This window comes from Peribacillus sp. GL_122, from assembly GCF_057835005.1.
Genome location: NZ_CM174415.1, coordinates 2,804,308 through 2,824,742, shown reverse-complemented (window position 1 = coordinate 2,824,742; position 20,435 = coordinate 2,804,308). Strand labels below are relative to the sequence as shown.

15 protein-coding genes and 1 other RNA gene are annotated in these 20,435 nt (G+C 37.9%); 13 read left to right on the top strand and 3 right to left on the bottom strand.

Annotated features, from left to right (window positions below):
• Positions 1–70: 70 nt before the first annotated feature.
• A complete protein-coding gene (locus AC3ISB_RS13585; protein WP_489276784.1) occupies positions 71–1,678 on the bottom strand; it encodes an FMN-binding glutamate synthase family protein in 1,608 nt (535 codons plus the stop codon).
• 958 nt (positions 1,679–2,636) lie between these two features.
• Between AC3ISB_RS13585 and AC3ISB_RS13580 the strand changes: the two genes are divergently transcribed.
• The 7 genes from AC3ISB_RS13580 (at position 2,637) to AC3ISB_RS13550 (ending at position 11,216) form a co-directional block, all read left to right on the top strand.
• Complete coding sequence (locus AC3ISB_RS13580; protein ID WP_489276782.1) at positions 2,637–3,776, top strand: glycerate kinase; 1,140 nt, start codon at positions 2,637–2,639, stop codon at positions 3,774–3,776.
• A 741-nt stretch (positions 3,777–4,517) separates the two neighbouring features.
• Positions 4,518–5,273: a GTP cyclohydrolase II gene (locus AC3ISB_RS13575; RefSeq protein WP_489276780.1), complete on the top strand. Its 756-nt coding sequence runs from the start codon at positions 4,518–4,520 to the stop codon at positions 5,271–5,273.
• Between the two features lie 706 nt (positions 5,274–5,979).
• Complete coding sequence (locus tag AC3ISB_RS13570; protein WP_098373309.1) at positions 5,980–6,975, top strand: asparaginase; 996 nt, start codon at positions 5,980–5,982, stop codon at positions 6,973–6,975.
• 150 nt (positions 6,976–7,125) lie between these two features.
• Positions 7,126–8,559, top strand: a complete 1,434-nt coding sequence (locus AC3ISB_RS13565) for an alanine/glycine:cation symporter family protein (RefSeq protein ID WP_489276778.1) — start codon at positions 7,126–7,128, stop codon at positions 8,557–8,559.
• Between the two features lie 270 nt (positions 8,560–8,829).
• Positions 8,830–9,618 (top strand): fumarylacetoacetate hydrolase family protein, encoded by a 789-nt coding sequence (locus AC3ISB_RS13560; RefSeq protein WP_339202274.1) that lies wholly within the window; start codon positions 8,830–8,832, stop codon positions 9,616–9,618.
• A 274-nt stretch (positions 9,619–9,892) separates the two neighbouring features.
• A complete protein-coding gene (locus AC3ISB_RS13555) occupies positions 9,893–10,240 on the top strand; it encodes a PadR family transcriptional regulator (RefSeq protein WP_034306796.1) in 348 nt (115 codons plus the stop codon).
• A complete protein-coding gene (locus tag AC3ISB_RS13550) occupies positions 10,227–11,216 on the top strand; it encodes a hypothetical protein (protein WP_489276775.1) in 990 nt (329 codons plus the stop codon). Before AC3ISB_RS13555 ends, AC3ISB_RS13550 begins: the two co-directional genes overlap by 14 nt.
• Before the next feature lie 176 nt (positions 11,217–11,392).
• On the opposite strand, the gene AC3ISB_RS13545 is transcribed toward AC3ISB_RS13550, so the two are convergent.
• Positions 11,393–11,926 carry a DL-endopeptidase inhibitor IseA gene (locus tag AC3ISB_RS13545; protein ID WP_098372401.1) on the bottom strand — a complete coding sequence of 178 codons (534 nt, stop codon included), beginning with the start codon at positions 11,924–11,926 and terminating at the stop codon, positions 11,393–11,395.
• A 655-nt stretch (positions 11,927–12,581) separates the two neighbouring features.
• Here AC3ISB_RS13545 and AC3ISB_RS13540 point away from each other — a divergent pair.
• The 5 genes from AC3ISB_RS13540 (at position 12,582) to ssrS (ending at position 17,820) form a co-directional block, all read left to right on the top strand.
• Positions 12,582–12,974, top strand: a complete 393-nt coding sequence (locus tag AC3ISB_RS13540; protein ID WP_286177144.1) for a sporulation protein — start codon at positions 12,582–12,584, stop codon at positions 12,972–12,974.
• Positions 12,975–12,995: 21 nt separating this feature from the next.
• The gene (locus AC3ISB_RS13535; RefSeq protein WP_489276773.1) at positions 12,996–13,877 is read left to right on the top strand and encodes a mechanosensitive ion channel family protein; all 882 of its coding nucleotides are present in this window, start codon (positions 12,996–12,998) and stop codon (positions 13,875–13,877) included.
• Between the two features lie 661 nt (positions 13,878–14,538).
• Positions 14,539–15,792 carry an MFS transporter gene (locus AC3ISB_RS13530; RefSeq protein WP_144551677.1) on the top strand — a complete coding sequence of 418 codons (1,254 nt, stop codon included), beginning with the start codon at positions 14,539–14,541 and terminating at the stop codon, positions 15,790–15,792.
• A gap of 229 nt (positions 15,793–16,021) precedes the next feature.
• Positions 16,022–17,503, top strand: a complete 1,482-nt coding sequence (locus AC3ISB_RS13525) for a UDP-N-acetylmuramoyl-L-alanyl-D-glutamate--2,6-diaminopimelate ligase (RefSeq protein WP_480340344.1) — start codon at positions 16,022–16,024, stop codon at positions 17,501–17,503.
• A gap of 130 nt (positions 17,504–17,633) precedes the next feature.
• Positions 17,634–17,820, top strand: a non-coding RNA gene (gene ssrS / locus AC3ISB_RS13520) — 6S RNA.
• A gap of 161 nt (positions 17,821–17,981) precedes the next feature.
• On the opposite strand, the gene AC3ISB_RS13515 is transcribed toward ssrS, so the two are convergent.
• On the bottom strand, positions 17,982–18,524 hold the full coding sequence (locus AC3ISB_RS13515) for a ribonuclease H-like YkuK family protein (RefSeq protein ID WP_098372396.1): 543 nt from the start codon (positions 18,522–18,524) through the stop codon (positions 17,982–17,984).
• Positions 18,525–19,196: 672 nt separating this feature from the next.
• Between AC3ISB_RS13515 and AC3ISB_RS13510 the strand changes: the two genes are divergently transcribed.
• On the top strand, positions 19,197–20,402 hold the full coding sequence (locus AC3ISB_RS13510; RefSeq protein WP_098372395.1) for a nitrate/nitrite transporter: 1,206 nt from the start codon (positions 19,197–19,199) through the stop codon (positions 20,400–20,402).
• Positions 20,403–20,435 lie beyond the last annotated feature (33 nt).

The following is a 20,435-nucleotide window of genomic DNA, read 5'->3' as shown; positions in this document are numbered from 1 at the left end:
GCAGCCAAAAACGGCTTCACTTATTGATAAAGTGAAAACCACCGCCCATCAAACTTGGGCGGTGGTTTTTTCATTGCCTGGCACCTATTTGTCCTTTAACTTCTTTCATGATATCTTCAAGGGATGTGACAATTCCTTTATCATCCTTATAGCTAATGTGCTTAGGTTGAAAATGGATAGGTGAATCCAAACCAGCAGCGGCTGAGATTCGATATAATCCTTTTCTAAGGGTAACAAGAAAATTGACCACACGGTATTTCTTTTCATCGATGACAAGTGCCTTTTGCAGTTCCGGATCAGTGGTTGCTACCCCGACCGGACAAGCATTGGATTGACATTTCATCGTCTGAATACATCCTATCGCAATCATGAAACCACGTGCTATGTTAACAAGGTCGGCTCCCATGGATAGGGCAATGGCGATTCTATCAGGCGTGAACAATTTACCGGAGGCGATGATTTTAACCCGATCTCGGACGCCGTATTTTTCCAGTGTCGATACTAAAATCGGCAACGCGGATTTTAGCGGCAATCCTACGCTATCGATCAATTCCTGATACGAAGCACCCGTGCCGCCTTCACCGCCATCCAATGAAATGAAATCCGGACCTTTCCCGGTTTCTTTCATATAACTAGCAAGCTCTTCGACACTGTCATTGCCGCCGATGACCATTTTGATACCGACCGGGATGCCTGTATGTTCCCTGATTCTTTCAATAAAATCGCACATGGATTTTACGTCATTGAATTGATGGAACCGATTCGGACTATCGATCGCTTTGTATGGAACGACCTTACGGATTTCAGCGATTTCCGGATTCACTTTTTCAGCATCAATATGCCCTCCGCGAGTTTTGGCACCTTGAGCCAATTTGATTTCAAATGCTTTGATTTCTGGTATTTCACTTTTTCTTTTTAACTCATCCCAATCCATCTCGCCTTTACTATCACGAACCCCAAACATGGCTGGCCCGATTTGCATGATTATATCGACACCGCCGGTTAAATGATAAGGAGAAAGTCCGCCTTCCCCTGTATTCATCCATGTGCCTTTTGCTTCAGCCAATCCCTCAGAAAGGGCAGTGATTGCGTTCTTCCCCAAAGAACCATAACTCATGGCGGACATGCCGATAAGTCCTTTTAATCGAAAGGGGTGCTTAGTGTTTGGGCCGATGATCACGGCATCTGTATCATCCAATAAGAATGCAGAGGACACTTCATCTCCCCATTTTTCTTCTCGCTGTGAGAAAAGCGGGTCTTTCATTAGAATGTATCTTTTAGTCGTCACTTTTGTTTCTCGATCGTATTTTTCTTCTTCGGCCAATTTTGGGAACATGCTATTCTTAACAAAGAAGCCTTCTTCATCAAAATCCCGTTTTGAACCAAAACCTACTACATCCCGTAAATATTTTGAACTTTTCACCATATGTTCATAGTCATCGCGGGAAAAGGGTTTTCCTTCGTTATCACTGTTAAACCAATATTGCCGCATTTCAGGCCCGATTTTTTCCAGAAAGTAACGTATTCTCCCGAGCACGGGGTAATTTCTTAAAATTGCATGATGCTTCTGTGTGCGGTCAAAGAAAATCATATAAAGTAATAGGAAAACCAAGACGATGATAACGATGACAATAACGGTAAATCCAAGGATAATTAAAATATTTGCGATGCCACTCATTCAAAATCCCTCCTGATATGCAAAAAAAATCATGTATTGTTAATCTACTCGGTTATTCGATCAATTATACAGATTTCCAATGCAAGGATTTAATAGGGATAGAATGAGTTAATTTAATTAGACCGTCTTGTTCTTAAAATATCTTCAATTTCTCCTTTTCGTTTTACCCAAGTGGCTAACTGCAAAGTTATGTCATCATGCAGCTCCTGTGGATTATACCCTGTAATTACCTTGATTTTTTATTCGGTTTATAAGGGCACATACCCGGACATTTAAGTTACTAAGGAAAAATTGTTACAGCGTCTCGACCAACTTTTCATAAGCTGCCTAGTTTCATTTCCTGATTTCCGTTTCGTCCGGTCATCTATCCTTTCCAACAGTGACTTTGTTTCCGCAGTATATTTAGTAAAAGTGCTGATTTAGCTTCCCGGAAAGAGTGACATTTGTATGATTCCTTTTCCACAATTGAGCTCAAACCGATTCGAATAACAAAGTGCTTTTAATTGTTTGATGACTGTATCCAGTCTTTGGTCTATACTATTTTCAGCAATCGCAGTAGTTACGATGCGTCACGATTTCCAGAGGCGGTGATGGTTCCATTATCATCCGTAATAATAATAATATTTCGGTTGATTCTATTGGTTTGACAATTTCCATTGTACTTTCTTGGGTTGCATACAAGTCATCCTTATAGAATTTTTAGTTATTATCAAGTTTTCGATAACAGAATGGTATTCATTTTCATGCAAACAAGCTATGACTTATAATGAAAAAGGGGATGGTCGTTAGTTTAAGCCTTTAGCAATCTTATACTTTAGGAAGTTGGGAAAATAACAGAATACTTACTGGTATAGCCAAAAAACAAACAACATGTCATACTAATTTTCGTATAGAATGAACGGTGATTAAAATATTTCCAAAGATTATAATTTATAATATATTCAAAGGGGGCCTGAGCATGAAAATTGTTATTGCACCAGATTCCTATAAAGGAAGTTTGTCAGCATTAGAAGCTTCCAAAGCAATCGAGCGAGGGGTCAGGAAGGCACTGCCGGATGCGGAGACAGAATTGGTTCCTGTAGCGGATGGCGGGGAAGGTACGATGGATAGCCTTGTGGCAGCTACGAATGGTCGAAAAGTTGAAGTGACTGTTAAAGGACCTTTACTTGAAGACGTTCAGGCAGCATATGGTATCTTGGGTGATCAGGAAACATGCGTGATTGAAATGGCCAGTGCATCCGGACTGTGCCTAGTAGATCCAGATGAGTTGAACCCATTGATCACTACTACATACGGAACAGGGGAGCTTATTCAAAAAGCATTGAATGATGGCTGTAGAAAGTTCATTTTAGCGGTAGGTGGAAGCGCTACCAATGATGCGGGTGTTGGAATGCTCCAGGCTTTGGGAATGAGGGTGTTTGATGAAGATGGTAAACCGCTGGGATTCGGGGGTGCCGAATTATCGCGGATATCAGAAATTAATACGGAAGGTTTTGATTCCAGAATTGCAGATTCCGAGTTTTTGATTGCCTCGGATGTCCAGAATCCGTTAGTTGGTCCGGATGGAGCATCAAGTGTATTCGGACCTCAAAAAGGTGCCACTCCTGCCATGGTTGAATTGCTTGATAATGCTTTATCATCATGGGCTGATTTAGTGGAAATCAAGACAGGCATACACTTGCATGATAAAGCAGGTGCGGGTGCTGCAGGTGGAATTGGAGGTGCATTTCAAGCCTTTTTCCCAGCAAAAACAAAAAGGGGCATCGATATTGTGTTGGAGCATACGAAAATGGTTGAAAAATTGTCCGATGCTGATTGTGTCTTTACCGGTGAGGGCCAAATTGATTACCAGACAGCTTCAGGCAAAACACCAATGGGAGTTGCACAAGAAGCCAAAAAGCACGATATTCCAGTATTTGTTTTAGCAGGTTCAATCGGAACTGGAATTGAAGTTTTATATGACCATGGAGTAACTAGTGTTCATAGTTTAGTGAACGCTCCTATGCCATTAAAGGAAGCTATGGAAAGAGGAGCTGAATTGTTGGAAGTTTCAGCCGAACAAGTAATGCGGACTTTTTTGGGAGCGATTAAAAAATAGGAGGTAATTAATTGTTTTCTAAAAGAGCTTCAAGATAAAAGAAATCTTATCAATTCAAGTAAAAATGAAGAAGAGCTTGAAACGATTGGATACTTTTTGAATGGGTTCGAAATAAATAATTCGCTTAAAAGATCAGTCCTCAAGGTTTATAAGAATTCCTATTTATTTAACTGTGGGCATTTTTTAAAATTGGTGACGATGCCTTTCCTATTGAACAAACGGGTACGTTAGCCGTAAATCGGAGCTGTCTTTAAGGCAGCTTTTTCTTTATGCAACTATCGGGGCAGGTTAGTACAAAGAACTGAAAATGGGCGAAAGTGAATGAGTATAGAAAATTAACTAGATTTGCTTATCAAGTGTTAATTGAATTCCTATCTTTAACACCCTTTAACAAAATTCATTGTATTTGTTTTAAGAAAGGTACCTACCCTATTTTATTTAATTACTGACGAACAAAACATACAATACACAATAGTATAGGTATACAAAATGAAAATAAGAAGAAGTATGTTAATTACTCAAATTGACAAGCTTGAAAGAAGAAAAAAACAAGTGGGGATGTTGCTTTCATTTGGGATAATCAATTATTCTGTCCTTAACATTTTCTTGAAGTATCCATAAGATTAAAATGGAGAGTTAAGGACGAATGCAAAGCAAAATAGTTCTAAGAAGCTGAGAAAAATTCTATTGGGATAAATTTTGCATCGATGCTTAAACTAACTCAAAAAAGGAGTGAAACTTATGTCCCAAACAAAGTTTGATTCGAAAGTTCTTTCAGTTATAGAAGATAAAATTCGGTTAATTAAAATAGATAAAAAGGCCATTTATTTAGTTGGTCCCATTCGACTACCAGTTAACTTATATGGGGAGACGGTAGAGTTCAAATGGTATTGTTGGCTAAATTGTGACGAAGTAACAGAAAACTATGAGAGAATTATTGAGAAATTATCTTCTGTTAATTTAGCTGAATTGCAGCAATCAAGTGTGTTAGTATATGGTGACTTTTCATATAGTGATGATGCCATTATCAGAATGCATTCCATTTGTCATACAGGAGACATATTTGGCAGTAAGCGATGCGACTGCGGTTATCAATTGAAAAAATCCATGAAAATGATTGTGGAACATGGTGTGGGTGCGTTGTTTTATCTAGCCAATCATGAAGGAAGAGGAATTGGCCTCTTTAGTAAGGCACTGGCTTATATCCTTCAGGAAAATGGTTATGATACAGTTGATGCTAATAGAAAACTGGGTTTTGTAGATGATTCCAGAAACTATAATGACGCGATACTAGTACTGAAAGCACTAAGATCCAAACCGGTTACACTTATAACCAATAACCCAAAAAAGCTGGAAGCTCTGAAAAACGCTGGTTTGGAGGTTGCAAGTAGAAAGCCTTTATGGGGAGATATTTCGGAGTTTAATGAGAATTATCTCCAGACAAAGATAAAACGTTCAGGTCATTTAGAGGAAGAGAGGATTTGTCCAAATGACTAATCTCATCCTGCATCTACACCTATAATTGTTCTGGGCCTATATCCTCAACCACTAAGAAAATATAATATACTTAATTTACTTTATTAATGTGACTTGTAGTTGTTTTAATTGGAAAGATAGATATGATCGCTATCTCTTGACCCAAGGGAAATTATCACACACAAAATGTCACTTGAAGACGCAAGTCATGGTTATCCAATTTTTAATAATCGTAAGGATGAATGTATTAAAGTCGTTTTAAAACCATAATCCCATGGAGCATGGCATTACGCAGAGTTTGTCTCGCAAAGGGTTGTTACGATAACGCTGTTATGGAAAATTTTTTTGGTATCATGAAATCGGAACTGTCTTAAGGCAGTTTTTTCTTTATGGAACTAAAGTGGCAGTTTAGTTGAATAAGAAATAGTTAAATAGAACAAATGCGATTCTTAAATTGATGGATCGCTTTTTTGCGTAATATCTTTAAGGGAACTGTATGTTTTTTATTCTGGACAGGCGTTATATTATCCGACATGGGATAAAATCAATTGTCCCAATTAAAGATTTTAAAATGGCAAAAGAAAATTATTTGAATATTTTTATCTTGAATTATTGTATTTATGTTACTATAATTACATGGAAAGTACGCGAATCGAATAATCACACGCGAACCGAATACTTTCTTTGAAAAACATATTGTAGTAAATAGATAGGGGAGTCATTATCATTGAAAAAATTAATGTTGATTACAACTGGTGGAACAGTAGCCTCACTTGAAGGAGAAAACGGACTTGCACCTGAACTGCATGCCGGTGATTTATTAAGTTACATACCTGAATTAAATGTACGTTGCCGTATTGATACGAAGGAGTTAATGAACATTGATAGCACCAACATGCAACCAGAGTTTTGGATAGACTTGGCAAATGTAATTTACGATCATTACGATCATTACGATGGCTTTATTATTACGCATGGCACCGATACAATGGCTTACACATCAGCTGCACTTTCTTATATGTTACAAGATGCATCAAAACCGATTGTTATTACAGGTTCGCAAATTCCAATTTCGTATAGTAAAACAGATGCTAAACGAAACATTTCAGATGCCATTCGTTTTGCTTGTGAAGAAATAGGTGGGGTATATATTGTATTTGACGGCAAAGTCATTCAAGGGACAAGAGCGATTAAACTTAGAACGAAAAGCTATGATGCCTTTGAAAGTATTAATTATCCGTATGTTGCATCGATGCATGATGACCATATTGAATATAATAAATCCATTCATATCAAAAAAAAGAAACACATTCAATTAGATACATCACTTTGTACAGATGTGGCGGTTGTGAAATTACATCCTGGGATAAAACCAGAATTTTTTGACTGCTTAAAAGGTTTGTATAAAGGAGTGGTTGTGGAGAGCTATGGAAGTGGTGGTGTACCTTTTCAAGTGCGCAACATTTTAGCGAAATTAATTGAATTAACAGAGCACGGTGTATCGGTTGTCATTACGACTCAATGTCTAGAAGAAGGAGAAGACATGAGTATATATGAAGTTGGTCGGAAAATTGACCATGATCGTGTAGTACGTTCTAAAAATATGAACACAGAAGCAATCGTGCCGAAATTGATGTGGGTGCTAGGGAAAACAACAGATCCTAAAAAGGTAAAAGAAATGATGGAAACAACGATTGCAGCAGATATTTCGTTAAATTTTTGAAATACTGCGATTAAGTCTATTAACTCAAATATTTGAGGGCTATAAATTCCTGACTTTGGACAGACTTCATCAGTTGATGAAGTTGATCTTTTTAATAGTGAAAAAACCATGTATCTTCTAAGCTAGTAAATTTTAATAAGAGGTGTTTAAATGCAACAATTATTACATGATGTAATTGGAGTAACGAATGATTTCCTTTGGTCAAAATTATTAATTATTATGCTTGTTTCTTGTGGGATTTATTTCACATTTAAATTGAAATTTGTACAGGTTAGAATGTTAAAGGAAATGGTCCGTGTATTAATGGAAGGAAGAAAGGGTTCTAAAGACAGCGTTTCCCCCTTTCAAGCGTTCTGTATCGGTATGGCCGCTCGCGTTGGAACAGGAAATATCACAGGAATTGCGATTGCGATTGCATTAGGCGGTCCTGGAGCGATATTCTGGATGTGGATTATTGCAATTATTAGCTCGGCAACCAGCTTTATTGAAAGTACGTTAGCGCAAGTATATAAAGTTAAAGATAAAACTGGTTTCCGAGGTGGTCCATCCTATTATATGGAAAAAGGATTAAACAAACGTTGGATGGGAGTATTATTCTCCATTTTAATTACGCTTTCTTTCGGACTTGTATTCAATTCAGTACAATCAAATACCGTTACAATTGCTTTTGAGAACTCATTTGGTGCAGATCGTTTAACTGTAGGGATTCTCATGACAATTGCTTTCGCTGCGATTATCTTTGGCGGTGTGAAGCGTATTGCAAAAATTGCTGAATACAAGGTTATGATTCTAGGTGTGTTATATCTCGGAATTACATTATTTGTCATTGTAATGAACATAACCAAAATGCCGGAAATTCTTTCTCTTATTATTAATAACGCGTTTGGCTTTGAACAACTAGCAGGCGGTTCAATCGGCGCTGCGTTCATGAATGGAGTTAAACGTGGTTTATTCTCGAATGAAGCTGGTATGGGGAGTGCGCCAAACGTTGCCGCAACGGCAAAAACAAGTCATCCGGTGAAACAAGGACTTATTCAGGCATTTGGCGTATTGACGGATACACTGATCATCTGTACAAGCACAGCATTTATTATTTTACTTTCGGATGCTTATAAACACCCAGGGCTAACTGGCATTGCACTTACACAAACTTCATTAAGTGAACACATCGGTTCCTGGGCATCAGGTTGTCTTGCTATCTTTGTTTTCCTATTTGCATTCGGTTCGTTAATTGGTAACTATTATTATGGGGAAACAAATATTCGATTTTTACACTCAGGTAAAGCATGGTTAGTTCTATATCGAATAGGCGCGTTCTCCATGATTGTATTCGGTTCGATTGCAAAGGTCGAGCTTGTATGGGATTTAGCGGATTTATTTATGGGCTTGATGGTTATCGTAAACTTAATTGCTGTTTTCTTATTATCAAAAGTAGCTTTTGCAGCATTAAGTGATTATATGAAACAGAAAAAAGCTGGTCAAGATCCTGTTTTTTATAAAGACAGCATTAATGGTCTTGAAAATCTTGAATGTTGGGAGCATTCTCAAGATGCTGCCACTTTTATAAAAAGAAAAACCATGTAAACATATAAAAAAAGATCTTCAGACAAATTAACTATCAACCGCATACGTTTCCGTCTGACTGTTTTAAAGTAAGTATCAGTGCTTCAACTACATTTCATTGCTCATTATTGAACTTTTCGATGAAATCGAATAAAATAATCTACCACCAGGGCAGCACTTTCTGAGATCATTGTTGAGCTATCTGATATGGAGTTGGAATCTTCGGTGGAGGCCCGAATTTTATATTTTCTAAGGTCAGTATACCTTAATTATCAAAGGAGTTTTTTCATAATGCATGTGCTACAAAAAATAGTTCGCTATCAGAATCAACAGGGCAATATACATTACGGTATTGTTGAGGATGAGATGATATTACAACTGTCTAGCAGTTTTGCTGAACTTGTCAACAAGGAAATAAAGTATGACGGGGTAGAGCTGAAATATAGTGACGTAAAAATTCTGGAACCTGTAAAACCATCGAAAGTTGTTAATTTCGGCTGGACATATGCAGGTCATGCAAAGGAAACCGGGGGAGAGGCAAACCTTGTAGAACCATTTCTCTTCTTAAAGCCATTATCTTCGCTTATTGCAGACAAGGAGAAAATTATCCTTCCTCCAAACGATCTATCCAACCAAGTGGAACTCGAAGGGGAAGTAGCCTTGGTGATTGGAAAGCGCGGAAAAAACATCAAAGAAGAAGACGCGCTTGATTATGTGTTCGGTTGCACGATATTTAATGACGTCACAGCAAGAGATCTTACAAAAAAAGATCCACAGTTTACGCGGGGCAAAGGATTTGATACATTCGGACCTTTGGGACCGTGCATCGTTACCGGGGTAGATCCCACTAATTTGCGGATTGTGACCACTTTAAACGGCCGCGTTGTCCAAGACGGTAATACCAATGAAATGTCTCTAAGCATTCCGTTTCTAATCAGCTGGCTTTCACAGGTAATGACACTGGAGCCAGGTGACATTTTGGCCACGGGTTCACCATCTGGCAGCTGCCCGATCAAGCAGGGGGATGAGGTCGTTGTTGAAGTCGAGAACATCGGTCGATTAAGTAATGCTGTTCAGTAAGATTTGCCAGCATTTGAAAGTGACGGATGCCTACAAAGCTCAAACGATGGCAACCTTAATACAAGGAGTGGTCCAATTATCACGCCGATGATATCCTGGGTCATTCTTGTGTGATATTAATAAAGGAAAAACGGAGAGGCGTGAAACGCTTCTCTTTTTTATGCTTTAAATAAAATATATTTTCATTTTTATGGTGTTGTAATAACTAAATTAGTGTATGATGCATAGTATAAGGTATGGTGTACGTCACATAGTATAGAGAAGAGGTGATTGGATGAGCACTTTACTGAATTCATTAACCACTGAGCTGCGCAGAGGCACTTTGACGTTAGCTGTTTTAAGTCAGCTCAAAACCCCTCAGTATGGGTACTCGCTTGTCCAGCGTTTAGAGAAGTCGGGAATTACCATTGATCAAAGTACTTTATATCCATTGCTTCGCCGCCTGGAAAAACAAGAATTGGTAACCAGCAGCTGGGATACTTCTGAAAGTAGACCGCGCAAGTACTATTCTTTAAGCGATTATGGGGGAGAAATCTTCACCCAGTTAAAAGAAGAATGGGAAAAAACTTCTCAAGAGCTTTATATATTATTAAAAGGAGAGGGAGAAGATGGAGCTGATTGAACTTTATATTCAGGAAGTGACCTGCAGGCTGCCAGAAAAAAACCGGGAGGATATTGCGCTTGAGCTTCAATCTACAATCGAAGATATGCTTCCAGTGGATCATACGGAGCAAGATGTGAAATCCGTTCTTTTAAAATTAGGAGATCCGGTTACACTGGCAAGCCGTTATCGCGATCGGCCGATGCATCTGATTGGACCGCGTTATTTTGATGTTTATATCTGTCTGTTGAAAATGATTTTACCAATCGCTGCAGTCATTTCACTGATCGGATTAATAGGGGATAATCCTTTTCGGGATATGGGGAATACGGTTGTGGACGCAATTTTAATAATAATCGGGAAAGGGATTGCGGGTATCATCAGTACAGGTATCCAAGTGTTTTTCTGGTTAACGATTTCATTTGCCATTTTAGAACGCGTGGATACTTCAAAAGACCAGTCGCCTTTAACAAAAGACTTGAAACCATGGACACCGGAAAACCTAAAAGATATTACGAACATTTCAAAGAAAAAAGCGGTTCCTATGATCGAGATTTTTGCGAGTTTGTTAGGTCTTTCTGTCTTCGCGGCCCTTTATTTCAATGCAGCAAACCTCTTAGGAGTCTATGAAAAAAGAAATGGCAGTCTCATTTTCGTGACACCTTCTTTCAATCAAGACGTCTTGAATTCCTATTGGCTGCTGGTATCATGCGTCGTCATCATTGGGGTGCTCTTGGCGATTTATAAATTATTTTTAAGGCGATGGACCATGAAACTAGCTTTATTTCATGCCATATACCAGCTGTTATCCACTCTGACTTTCATCATCATCATCAGTAATCCTGATTTATTAAACCCGGAATTCATTGCGTACCAAAAAACACTATTTTCAACCGATGAATGGAAAACCTCGATTTACTGGGGGCTCATACTCATCTCCATCTTTTTTGCCGTCTACGATTCCTATCAAGGCTTCCGTAAGGCAAAAATCCGTTAAGGCACAGCATCTAGCTGTGTTTTTTTGTTTGAAAGTTCCCTGAAGTGAAAAGTGAGCTGTTACAAGTCTGTAAGATTATATCTTAAATTACAATGGAAAACAGAAAAACGCCTCATATACTGTATAGTTTTTAACTAACTATACAGTATATGAGGCGTTACATTTAAACCATTTTTTTATTGAACTGCATCGAACTGATTAACTTTCCAAGTGGATCCGGACTTATAAAAGGTAACTGTTCTTTTTACTGAGTCACCGTCGACTGTAGGTACAGTTAAATTGTAGGATCTAACGTTAGTTTTTTGATAAACTAATTTAATTTTTGCTTTTCTCCACTCTAACATGCTGTCGCCGTCTCCGATTGGACGGGCTAATTTCCCTTTATGGGTAATGTAGCTATATTTGTTCAGCCCTTTTTCAACTGCATTATTAGTAAATGTCTCTGCTAAGTAGGTAGTCAATTTATCTTTTGTATTAAACTCTTGGCAAAGGTATGAATACGCTGTTCCTTTATAATTGAAAGTTTTTTGTGAACATGAACGGGTTTTGTACCCATGTAAAGCATTCCAAAAATGTTTGCTGGCATTATCGGCTATCTTTAATGCATTTGCGTCAGACAAATTCTGTGATGTCGTTTTTGCGGTAACCTGACCACTTAATGTGAAAAATAAAATGATAATGGATAATAGCACACCTGAAAATTTTTTCATATTTTATCTCCCCAATCCCTATTAGGATACTTATGTAACGAAAGTTTAATTAATATTACATTTGTTACATTTATATTACAACACGATTGGCATAAGTAAAAGAGAAATCTTGTTAATTTTTAAATAAAATTTTATATATACATAGTTTGTTCACTTTATTCTTTTTGAAATGAGCGTTCACCCATTTGTAAGGACTTGGCTGATACATACTTATTCCACCAACTGGCCTATTTAAAACCCAGCAGTTAATTCTTTTCCAAAAACGGGACAAGTTAATTCATTATATTTTCATTAATATCAAGATATGTACAAAGAACCCGAATTTCCCGGGCAGATCCCGAAAATAATAAAATATAAAGGTTTGACAAACTTTCTAATCCTACCGTATTATAAATTATATACTTGAATACATTCTCCAAAGGGGAGTAGCTTTTACAACAATGTCGTCATTACGGAGCTCTTTGCTCTCGGTGTTGTTGGCAGCATATTGTTGTTAGCCAGACCTTACCTATTGGTAAAGGTCTATTTATTTTTAGTAAACCTTTACCAAAATGGTAAAGGTTTTTTTGTGCAGGATAATGCAGCCCTTAAGGAAATGTATAAATATATTGGGAATAGTAGAATTACAAATAAATATATAATTGGAGTGTATTCTTTGATACTTAGAAAATCTTTGTTACTTTTAGGGATAGGTTCTGCACAAATAGATTTAATCCTTCCGAAAAACACGTATAAATCTGGTGAATGCATAAATGGATATTTCTTGATTAAGGGTGGTACCCTTACGCAAAGAATAAGGAGAATCGAATGTGATTTAATTATGGATACTCATTCTACCGGAATCGACGAAATCCTTAAAACGAGCACCATTTTGTCTTCAAGAGAGATAAATTCAGGGGAAAGCAATGAAATTCCTTTTAACTTTTGTCTGCCTATATTGAAGGAACCTTATAAGCGAGGGGTTTCCTATCGCCTTAAAACGAGACTAATACTGGATAAAGGGATAATAGGCAAGGATGATGACTGGATTTTAATCGATTCTGAATAAAGTGGAAATGGAGGTGGGAACATGAATTTCTTGAAATTTACTGAGCTTGCTATGGATTATTTAAAAGAATTTTTATTATTGAGGCTTTTTATATTAGCTTTACTGTTATTGGCGGTTTATTATATTTTGAATAAAATGGTTGAATGGTTCTTTAAAAGGTCCAATTTTTTTGAGGAAGAAGTCGAGAAAACGATACAGGGGGTTACTCGTTCTTCTCTTAGGTACGGCATTTCCGCGCTTTTCCTTATTTATTTGATTGGACAGTTTATAGACCTAAAAGGAATTTTAGCTGGAGCTGGAATTTTAGGGGTCGTTATCGGATTTGCCGCTCAGCAAATGCTAAAGGATATCTTATTGGGATTCGTAAGGCTATCAGATAATGAATTCCGAGTGGGGAATTTTGTGACATTCAATGGGACAAGTTCTGGGACGATTGAGGAAATCGGTATCAGGTTCATGCAGATCAGGGAATGGTCAGGGAAATTGCTGACTATCCCACACAGTGAAATCAGGACAATTCAAAATTTTAATAAAGGGAGAATGCGAATCATTGAACGCATTACAGTAAGTTACCAAGAAAATCCTGAAAAGGTAAAACGACTGTTGGAAGATATATGCCTTATCTGCAATGAAAAGTATGGTGAAACACTTCTAAGGCTAGAGGATGGTACACCTGAAGAGGATTTTAGATATATTGGCATCACGGATTTAAATCCGAATCTTAAATATGTTGGTTATGAACTATGCTTAGTGGGACTTGTTAATCCTGAACATTACTTTGAAACAGCGAGAAGCGTGAGGTTTGAAATGATGACAGCTTTTCATGAGCATCAAATTATAATGCCATCTGCCCATTTGCTTGTTCAGGGCAATCCTATTCATGAACGTATATTAGAGAATTGAAAAGAAGAATCACAATTGTTTGAGGTGATTCCGGTATAGGGTCATGAAAAAGTGATAGAGAAGATAAAAGAGGGCAGTAAGCATAACTAGTAATTCTTGGTAACTAATGGAATTTAAAATACTTTTTTAATGAAAGTGTTTGAACGTTGATTGGAAAGTAGGGCACTCGCTTTCCACGGGTGGTCCGCCCTCGACGCGTTTACGGCTAGGAGGCTTGGCAGACAGTCGGCGGAAAGGGAGCAGATTTCTGAAATCAAATGGAACGTTTTTTAATAAAAAAACCGCAGGCAAACTCGCTTTTCTTCGAGTTTGTCTACAGTCTGGGCTTTCTTTTAAAGAAAGTCCATTTTTTATACAATACGTCGAACAACCCTGCCCAAAAAAATGGGTTATTTTTATGGATTTCACCTTGATTTATCAGATTAAATAGATTATTATGAAATTAACATAAAATGGAAGGGTGACCTTTAAACAATGATCATTTAATCCTATTCTTTAAGAAAAAAATGCGTGCTAAATACGAACTTTTTTCTGGATAGGATTAGTCTGTACATTAAAATACAAACAAAGATCATTGTGTTCCGTCCATTAGGGATATTTTGCTCTGTTAATTTTGTATTGTACTGCCTCCTGTCCAGATATCTCACAGGAGGTTTTTATATTGGGGGAAAACACATCAGTAACATTGAGTAATAAGGAACCTAACATATTTAAAAATCGGGTATTCCGGGCCATTATCTTTTCAGGCTTGTTTTTACAAATAGGGATATGGGTACGGAATTTTGCAGTTTTGCTATTCGTCATGGAAAAGACAAACGGGGATGCCTTTGCCATTTCCATGATATCAGTAGCGGAATTCGCGCCCATTTTTATTTTTTCATTTATTGGAGGGACGTTTGCTGACCGCTGGAGTCCGAAAAAAACGATGGTTTGGTGTGATATATTAAGTGCAATATCCGTATTTGCTGTGCTTATCTCGCTTATCTTCGGCAGTTGGAAAATGGTATTCTTCGCTACTTTGATTTCGGCGATACTTTCCCAGTTTTCTCAGCCATCAGGCATGAAGCTATTTAAAATGCATTTGCCAGAAAGTCAAATTCAGACGGGGATGTCTGTTTATCAGACCGTCTTTGCAGTATTTATGGTTTTAGGTCCGATTCTCGGTACATTCGCCTTCCAATCATTCGGGATAAACATTTCGATTGCGATTACTGGCCTGGCGTTTTTACTTTCAGCTGGTGCACTCGCCTTTCTTCCAAAAGATCGTAAACTGAATGAAGAGACCGCAAAAACAACGATATGGCAGGAAATGAAAAGCGGAGTGAGGTATGTGTTGCGAAAAAAGGAACTAAGTTTGCTTGGTTTATGTTTTCTGGCAGCCGGGCTCGGACTTGGTTTCATTCAGCCGCTTTCTATATTCCTTGTTACAGAACAACTGGAACTGCCTAAGGAAAATCTGCAATGGTTATTTATGGTGAATGGGTTTGGCATGATTTTAGGTGGAGCCGGTGTGATGATTTTTGCCAAAAAGGTGGCACCTCAAAGATTATTAGCTTTAGGAATGCTTGTGAATGCCATCGGATTAGCGGTAATGGGGCTTTCAACAAATCTTTGGATTACACTTACAGCCGAGTTCTTTAATGGGCTAATGCTGCCTTGTATTCAAATCGGGATCAATACATTGATATTACAGAGGACCGAAGGTGAGTTCATCGGAAGGGTCAATGGAATCTTAAGCCCGTTATTCACTGGATCGATGGTGTTGACCATGAGTGCAGCAGGCGTACTGAAAGAGCAATTTTCACTCGTCGCCATATTTGAAACAGCCGCTTTCTTTTTTATTCTAGGGATGTTTTTCATTTTGCCATTGTACAATCAAAAGGCCGAAACAAAACCCCTGGAAATTCAATCGTAATTATCTTGCAGTATGCCAACACCTAAATACAGCTATAGCCATAAGAAAAGCAGCCAATTTTGGCTGCTTTTCTTTCTTTTTTTCCTTCTGACTGTAATTACAACTAACAAAATCTAGGTTGACAATTATTTTTAGAGTACTGGTAAATACTAAAAATGGGCTTATTGGTACTTATGCATTTAATTTTCAAAAGTTGGTGAATAGCTTACATGAAAAAGGAGAAAAGTTAATGATCCTTAAAGACATATTGAAAGAAGCAATAAACGGGGAGATGCCGAAGGATGTTGAAAATATATCCATCACAGGTGTAACCGATAACTCTAAAGAAATTAAAAAGGGATACCTTTTTGTTGCCGTAACCGGATATAAGTCCGATGGCCATAATTACATTAAAGATGCAATTCGTTTAGGGGCATCGGCTGTTATTGGCAATCGCGATATTAAGGGATTGGAAGTTCCTTTTTTACGAGTGGAGAACAGCCGAAAAGCATTAGGGCTAATCGCCAAAAGGTTTTATGGAGATCCCAGCAATCAAAAAATAATGATAGGAATTACGGGCACAAATGGAAAAACCACAACTAGCTATATGCTTCAGCAAATATTAGAAGAGAATGGGGTAACCTGTTCCGTCATTGGTACGATACAGCATATTATCAATGGAAACAAAGTCGATTCCCATAATACGACTCCAGGTACCATGGAACTGAATTCCTTGCTGGCAGCCAGTCAGGACATGGCTGTCATAATGGAAGTGTCTTCTCATGGATTAGCTCAATACCGTTTAGAAGGAATTGAATTTGATTTCTGTGTCTTCACGAATTTGTATCATGACCATCTCGACTTCCACGGTACGATGGAGGATTATTTCCTGGCAAAATTACTGCTTTTTGAAAAATTAAAACCAAATGGTCTTGCGATTATCAATGGGGATGATTTCTGGGGAGAAAAACTACAAGAATACTTACGGGAGAAGAATGTCAGTGCCTTTGTATTTGGAAAATCCAATCACTGTGATTTAACCATCACCAATTATAATACTGCAATAAACCCCTTTATTTTATTGAATGAGAATCATGACTTTGTGAAAATTATGTTACCTTTACCTGGACTTCATAATTTATATAACGCAACAGCTGCATATTCCGTAGCGAAGATGTTTCCAATTTCAAAAGAGGAAATCCTCACTTCACTGAAACGATTTTCCGGTGTGCCAGGAAGATTTGAAATGTATAAGAAAGAATTTGGACCGACAATAGTCATCGATTATGCACACACTGCAGATGCCATTCAACATATGCTTCAAACTGCCAAAGAATGCGGGGCCAAAAAGATTTATCATATCTTTGGTTTCCGAGGTGGACGAGATACAACCAAAAGGGCTGAAATGGTTAAAGTATCATCGGAACATAGTGATGTTTCGATTTTGACGATGGATGATCTGAATTCGGAGGGAATAGAGGTGATGGAATCGTCACTAAATAAACTCCAAAGCGATTACTCTGCTGTAAATGGGAAGGTTATTCCAGATCGGACACTTGCTATACAGGAGGCGTTGCAAGCAGGAAAGGAAGGGGATTGGATTATCATTACAGGAAAAGGAATTGAGAAGTATGAACAACATTTCGGACTGCCTACTATTTCTGACAAAGAAACGGTACTATATCTGCAAAATATAGACCATGGGGATTTTATCGGTTATTTTGATCAATAGTTTTAGTCTAATACGAATTCTTTTATAAAGGGCTAATAGGGCTTCTTTTCCCTTCTACAGCCATAGGTGATGTGATTTATATGGTGATTATTAACATTGTAACTTATGAGGATTACAGGTATTATAATAATACAAGCTGCACTGTTCGTAATGATAATAAAGTTTTAACCTTTAAGCTGTAATAGGGAGTTTTATATTGAAACAGGAATGTTATGCCTCGTCACTGACTTGGACAACAGGATTTTTTCTGCAAACACCCACTTTGAGGAGTGGTGGTTTAAAACTTTCTTACTGAATACGGCAATGGCGGCTTATATCTTTAAATGTTAAAGCCGGTCTCGTTCTGAGGCCGGTTTTTTGCTGTTTTTCGATAGGGATTGCATGTACCAATTATCCATATTTTTCTAAAATTTTCATTTTGATCAGCCTAAAGAAATCCAATGATGAGAACTCTGGCTTATTAAATGTTTTGGAGACATTACTCTTGCTTTGTATACCGGTTGGCATAACTTGAAGCGACGAAAGCATTGGGTTTGATTTTCGGTTCCACGCCCATGGATTCCATCCTGGCTACCATTTCTTTTACAAACTCACTGGTTTTGTTCCGCTTCCCAATCCCGATATCAATGTGCCCTTCCATTGTGAACGTTGCCCCTTGATATACGGCAGGCAGTACAATATCGATTAACTGATTTTTTCTTTCTTCCGTAAACAGTGATACGATCTCCTCTGTTAACGACAATTCTTGGGAAATTCGTTCATGTAAATGCAGCATCCTTCTAGGAATCATCACTTTTCTTATACAACCCCATACACCATTTCCGACCTGCCGTATCACGATGCCTGTAATGAAAACCGTATGTTTTTTATGTACTTGCGAATCGGTACCGACCATTAATCGATAGTCACCGGAAGGATTTAATTTCATGAACTCAACAATATGAACAAATACCTCTTCAAATGACATGTCTTTTTTCTGAAGGTTTTGAAATGGAATGTTGTGAAATGGATATTGCCTCATATTATCGCACCCAACCTTTCCCCGGATATAATCAAATTATTAAATATCTCATGCCGCTCATAACACATCATATGAAGGAGGTCCTTGTTTCGTGCGGTGGGAAGAACCCGCAACCTATAGAAAATGCAGTCATTTTTTAAAGTTGATCTCGCTGAATAGATATCACCTCCAGTTTTAATTCTTCTATTTTAAACAAAAAGGACTTTAGGCATAAGGAGTCCTATCTTAATGTTAAAACAAAGTTGATTGGAGCGGATGTACGGACTCCTGCGGAAAGCGAGTGCCTGGAGTGGAAATTAACGGACAAATTAAACTGTAAACAAACTCAATCATAATCGGGTTTATCTACAGTCTGGAAGAGAAGCTAAAGCATTAGGTTTCTCTTTTTTTGTATGGAGAATATTACGAAAAAGCTTATTGGTTTTGGTATATCCCCTTCCATAACTGAAAAGTAAACTTTACATCACCTAAGTAAACCACAATATCATTCAATTTATATTAGAAAAAGGAAATGAAATTATTAAATTTTGACCAATAACTCCTTTAAAGTATACACATTTAATAACTTACAAAAAAAGTGTGTGATGTTTTCTTACATAAACAAAGAAATCTTGCTTTTATAAGAGTAAAATAAACAAATATTCAATTAATAAAGTATTGGAGAGATGAAAAATGAAAATATCTGAATTGAAAAAAAGCGGTCATGCTCCGTCATTATTAGCTTCATTCCTTTATTTTGATATCAGTTTTATGATTTGGGTATTATTAGGTGCACTGGGTGTCTATATTACAAAGGATTTCGGACTTTCCCCAGCTGAAAAAGGCTTGATTGTAGCTATTCCGATTTTGGGAGGCTCGTTTTTTAGAATCGTCCTTGGTTTTTTGACTGACCGCATCGGCCCGCGGAAAACAGCGATCGGCGGGATGCTTGTTACGATGATTCCGCTTTTTTGGGGATGGTTATTCGGAGAAAGTTTAGCCGAGCTCTATTTAATTGGGATTTTGCTCGGAGTGGCAGGTGCAAGTTTTGCTGCAGCACTTCCTATGGCCAGTCGCTGGTATCCACCGCATTTGCAGGGTCTAGCGATGGGAATTGCGGGAGCCGGTAACAGCGGAACTCTTTTTGCGACATTGTTTGGACCGCGTATTGCAGAGTCTCTTGGCTGGCATAATGTTATGGGATTAGCTTTGATTCCTTTAACCGTCGTGTTCGTCATTTATATTTTAATCGCAAAAGACGCACCATCTCAACCGCCTGCAAAACCGCTCAAGGAATATTTCAACGTATTTAAAATAACGGACACTTGGTATTTCTGTATTCTTTACAGTGTGACATTTGGGGGCTTTGTCGGGTTTACTAGCTTCTTAAGCATCTTTTTTGTTGATGAGTATGGGTTAACACGAATAAGGGCAGGGGAATTTGTTACATTATGTGTCATCGCCGGAAGTTTCTTTCGTCCTGTCGGAGGATTTATTGCCGATAAAATAGGTGGGGTTAAACTGCTTATGTTTTTATTCGTTGGACTCACAATATGTATGTTTGGGATTAGTTTTCTTTATTCTCTTACTGTCGTTACGATCCTACTGTTCATCGGAATGCTATTTCTCGGTATGGGCAACGGGGCTGTTTTTCAATTAGTTCCACAGCGATTCTCTAAAGAAATTGGTTTTATCACAGGAATTGTAGGAGCTGCCGGAGGTGTTGGCGGATTCTTGGTTCCAAACATACTAGGTACGTTAAAACAGATTACTGGGACATATGCTACTGGATTTTTAGTATTTTCCGCAGTTGGAATCGTGGCTTTGCTTATCCTGGGCCTAGCTCAGCTTTCATGGAAAAAAACATGGGTACTCGGAAAAAATTCAGTTAAGATCTAGATCTTTGTTTACTGGTTATATTGGCTTATTACA

Coding starts and splice junctions, on each gene's coding strand:
- AC3ISB_RS13585 (WP_489276784.1), bottom strand. CDS start 1,678: ATGAGTGGCATCGCAAATATTTTAATTATCCTTGGATTTACCGTTATT.
- AC3ISB_RS13580 (WP_489276782.1), top strand. CDS start 2,637: ATGAAAATTGTTATTGCACCAGATTCCTATAAAGGAAGTTTGTCAGCA.
- AC3ISB_RS13575 (WP_489276780.1), top strand. CDS start 4,518: ATGTCCCAAACAAAGTTTGATTCGAAAGTTCTTTCAGTTATAGAAGAT.
- AC3ISB_RS13565 (WP_489276778.1), top strand. CDS start 7,126: ATGCAACAATTATTACATGATGTAATTGGAGTAACGAATGATTTCCTT.
- AC3ISB_RS13560 (WP_339202274.1), top strand. CDS start 8,830: ATGCATGTGCTACAAAAAATAGTTCGCTATCAGAATCAACAGGGCAAT.
- AC3ISB_RS13555 (WP_034306796.1), top strand. CDS start 9,893: ATGAGCACTTTACTGAATTCATTAACCACTGAGCTGCGCAGAGGCACT.
- AC3ISB_RS13550 (WP_489276775.1), top strand. CDS start 10,227: ATGGAGCTGATTGAACTTTATATTCAGGAAGTGACCTGCAGGCTGCCA.
- AC3ISB_RS13545 (WP_098372401.1), bottom strand. CDS start 11,926: ATGAAAAAATTTTCAGGTGTGCTATTATCCATTATCATTTTATTTTTC.
- AC3ISB_RS13535 (WP_489276773.1), top strand. CDS start 12,996: ATGAATTTCTTGAAATTTACTGAGCTTGCTATGGATTATTTAAAAGAA.
- AC3ISB_RS13525 (WP_480340344.1), top strand. CDS start 16,022: ATGATCCTTAAAGACATATTGAAAGAAGCAATAAACGGGGAGATGCCG.
- AC3ISB_RS13515 (WP_098372396.1), bottom strand. CDS start 18,524: ATGAGGCAATATCCATTTCACAACATTCCATTTCAAAACCTTCAGAAA.
- AC3ISB_RS13510 (WP_098372395.1), top strand. CDS start 19,197: ATGAAAATATCTGAATTGAAAAAAAGCGGTCATGCTCCGTCATTATTA.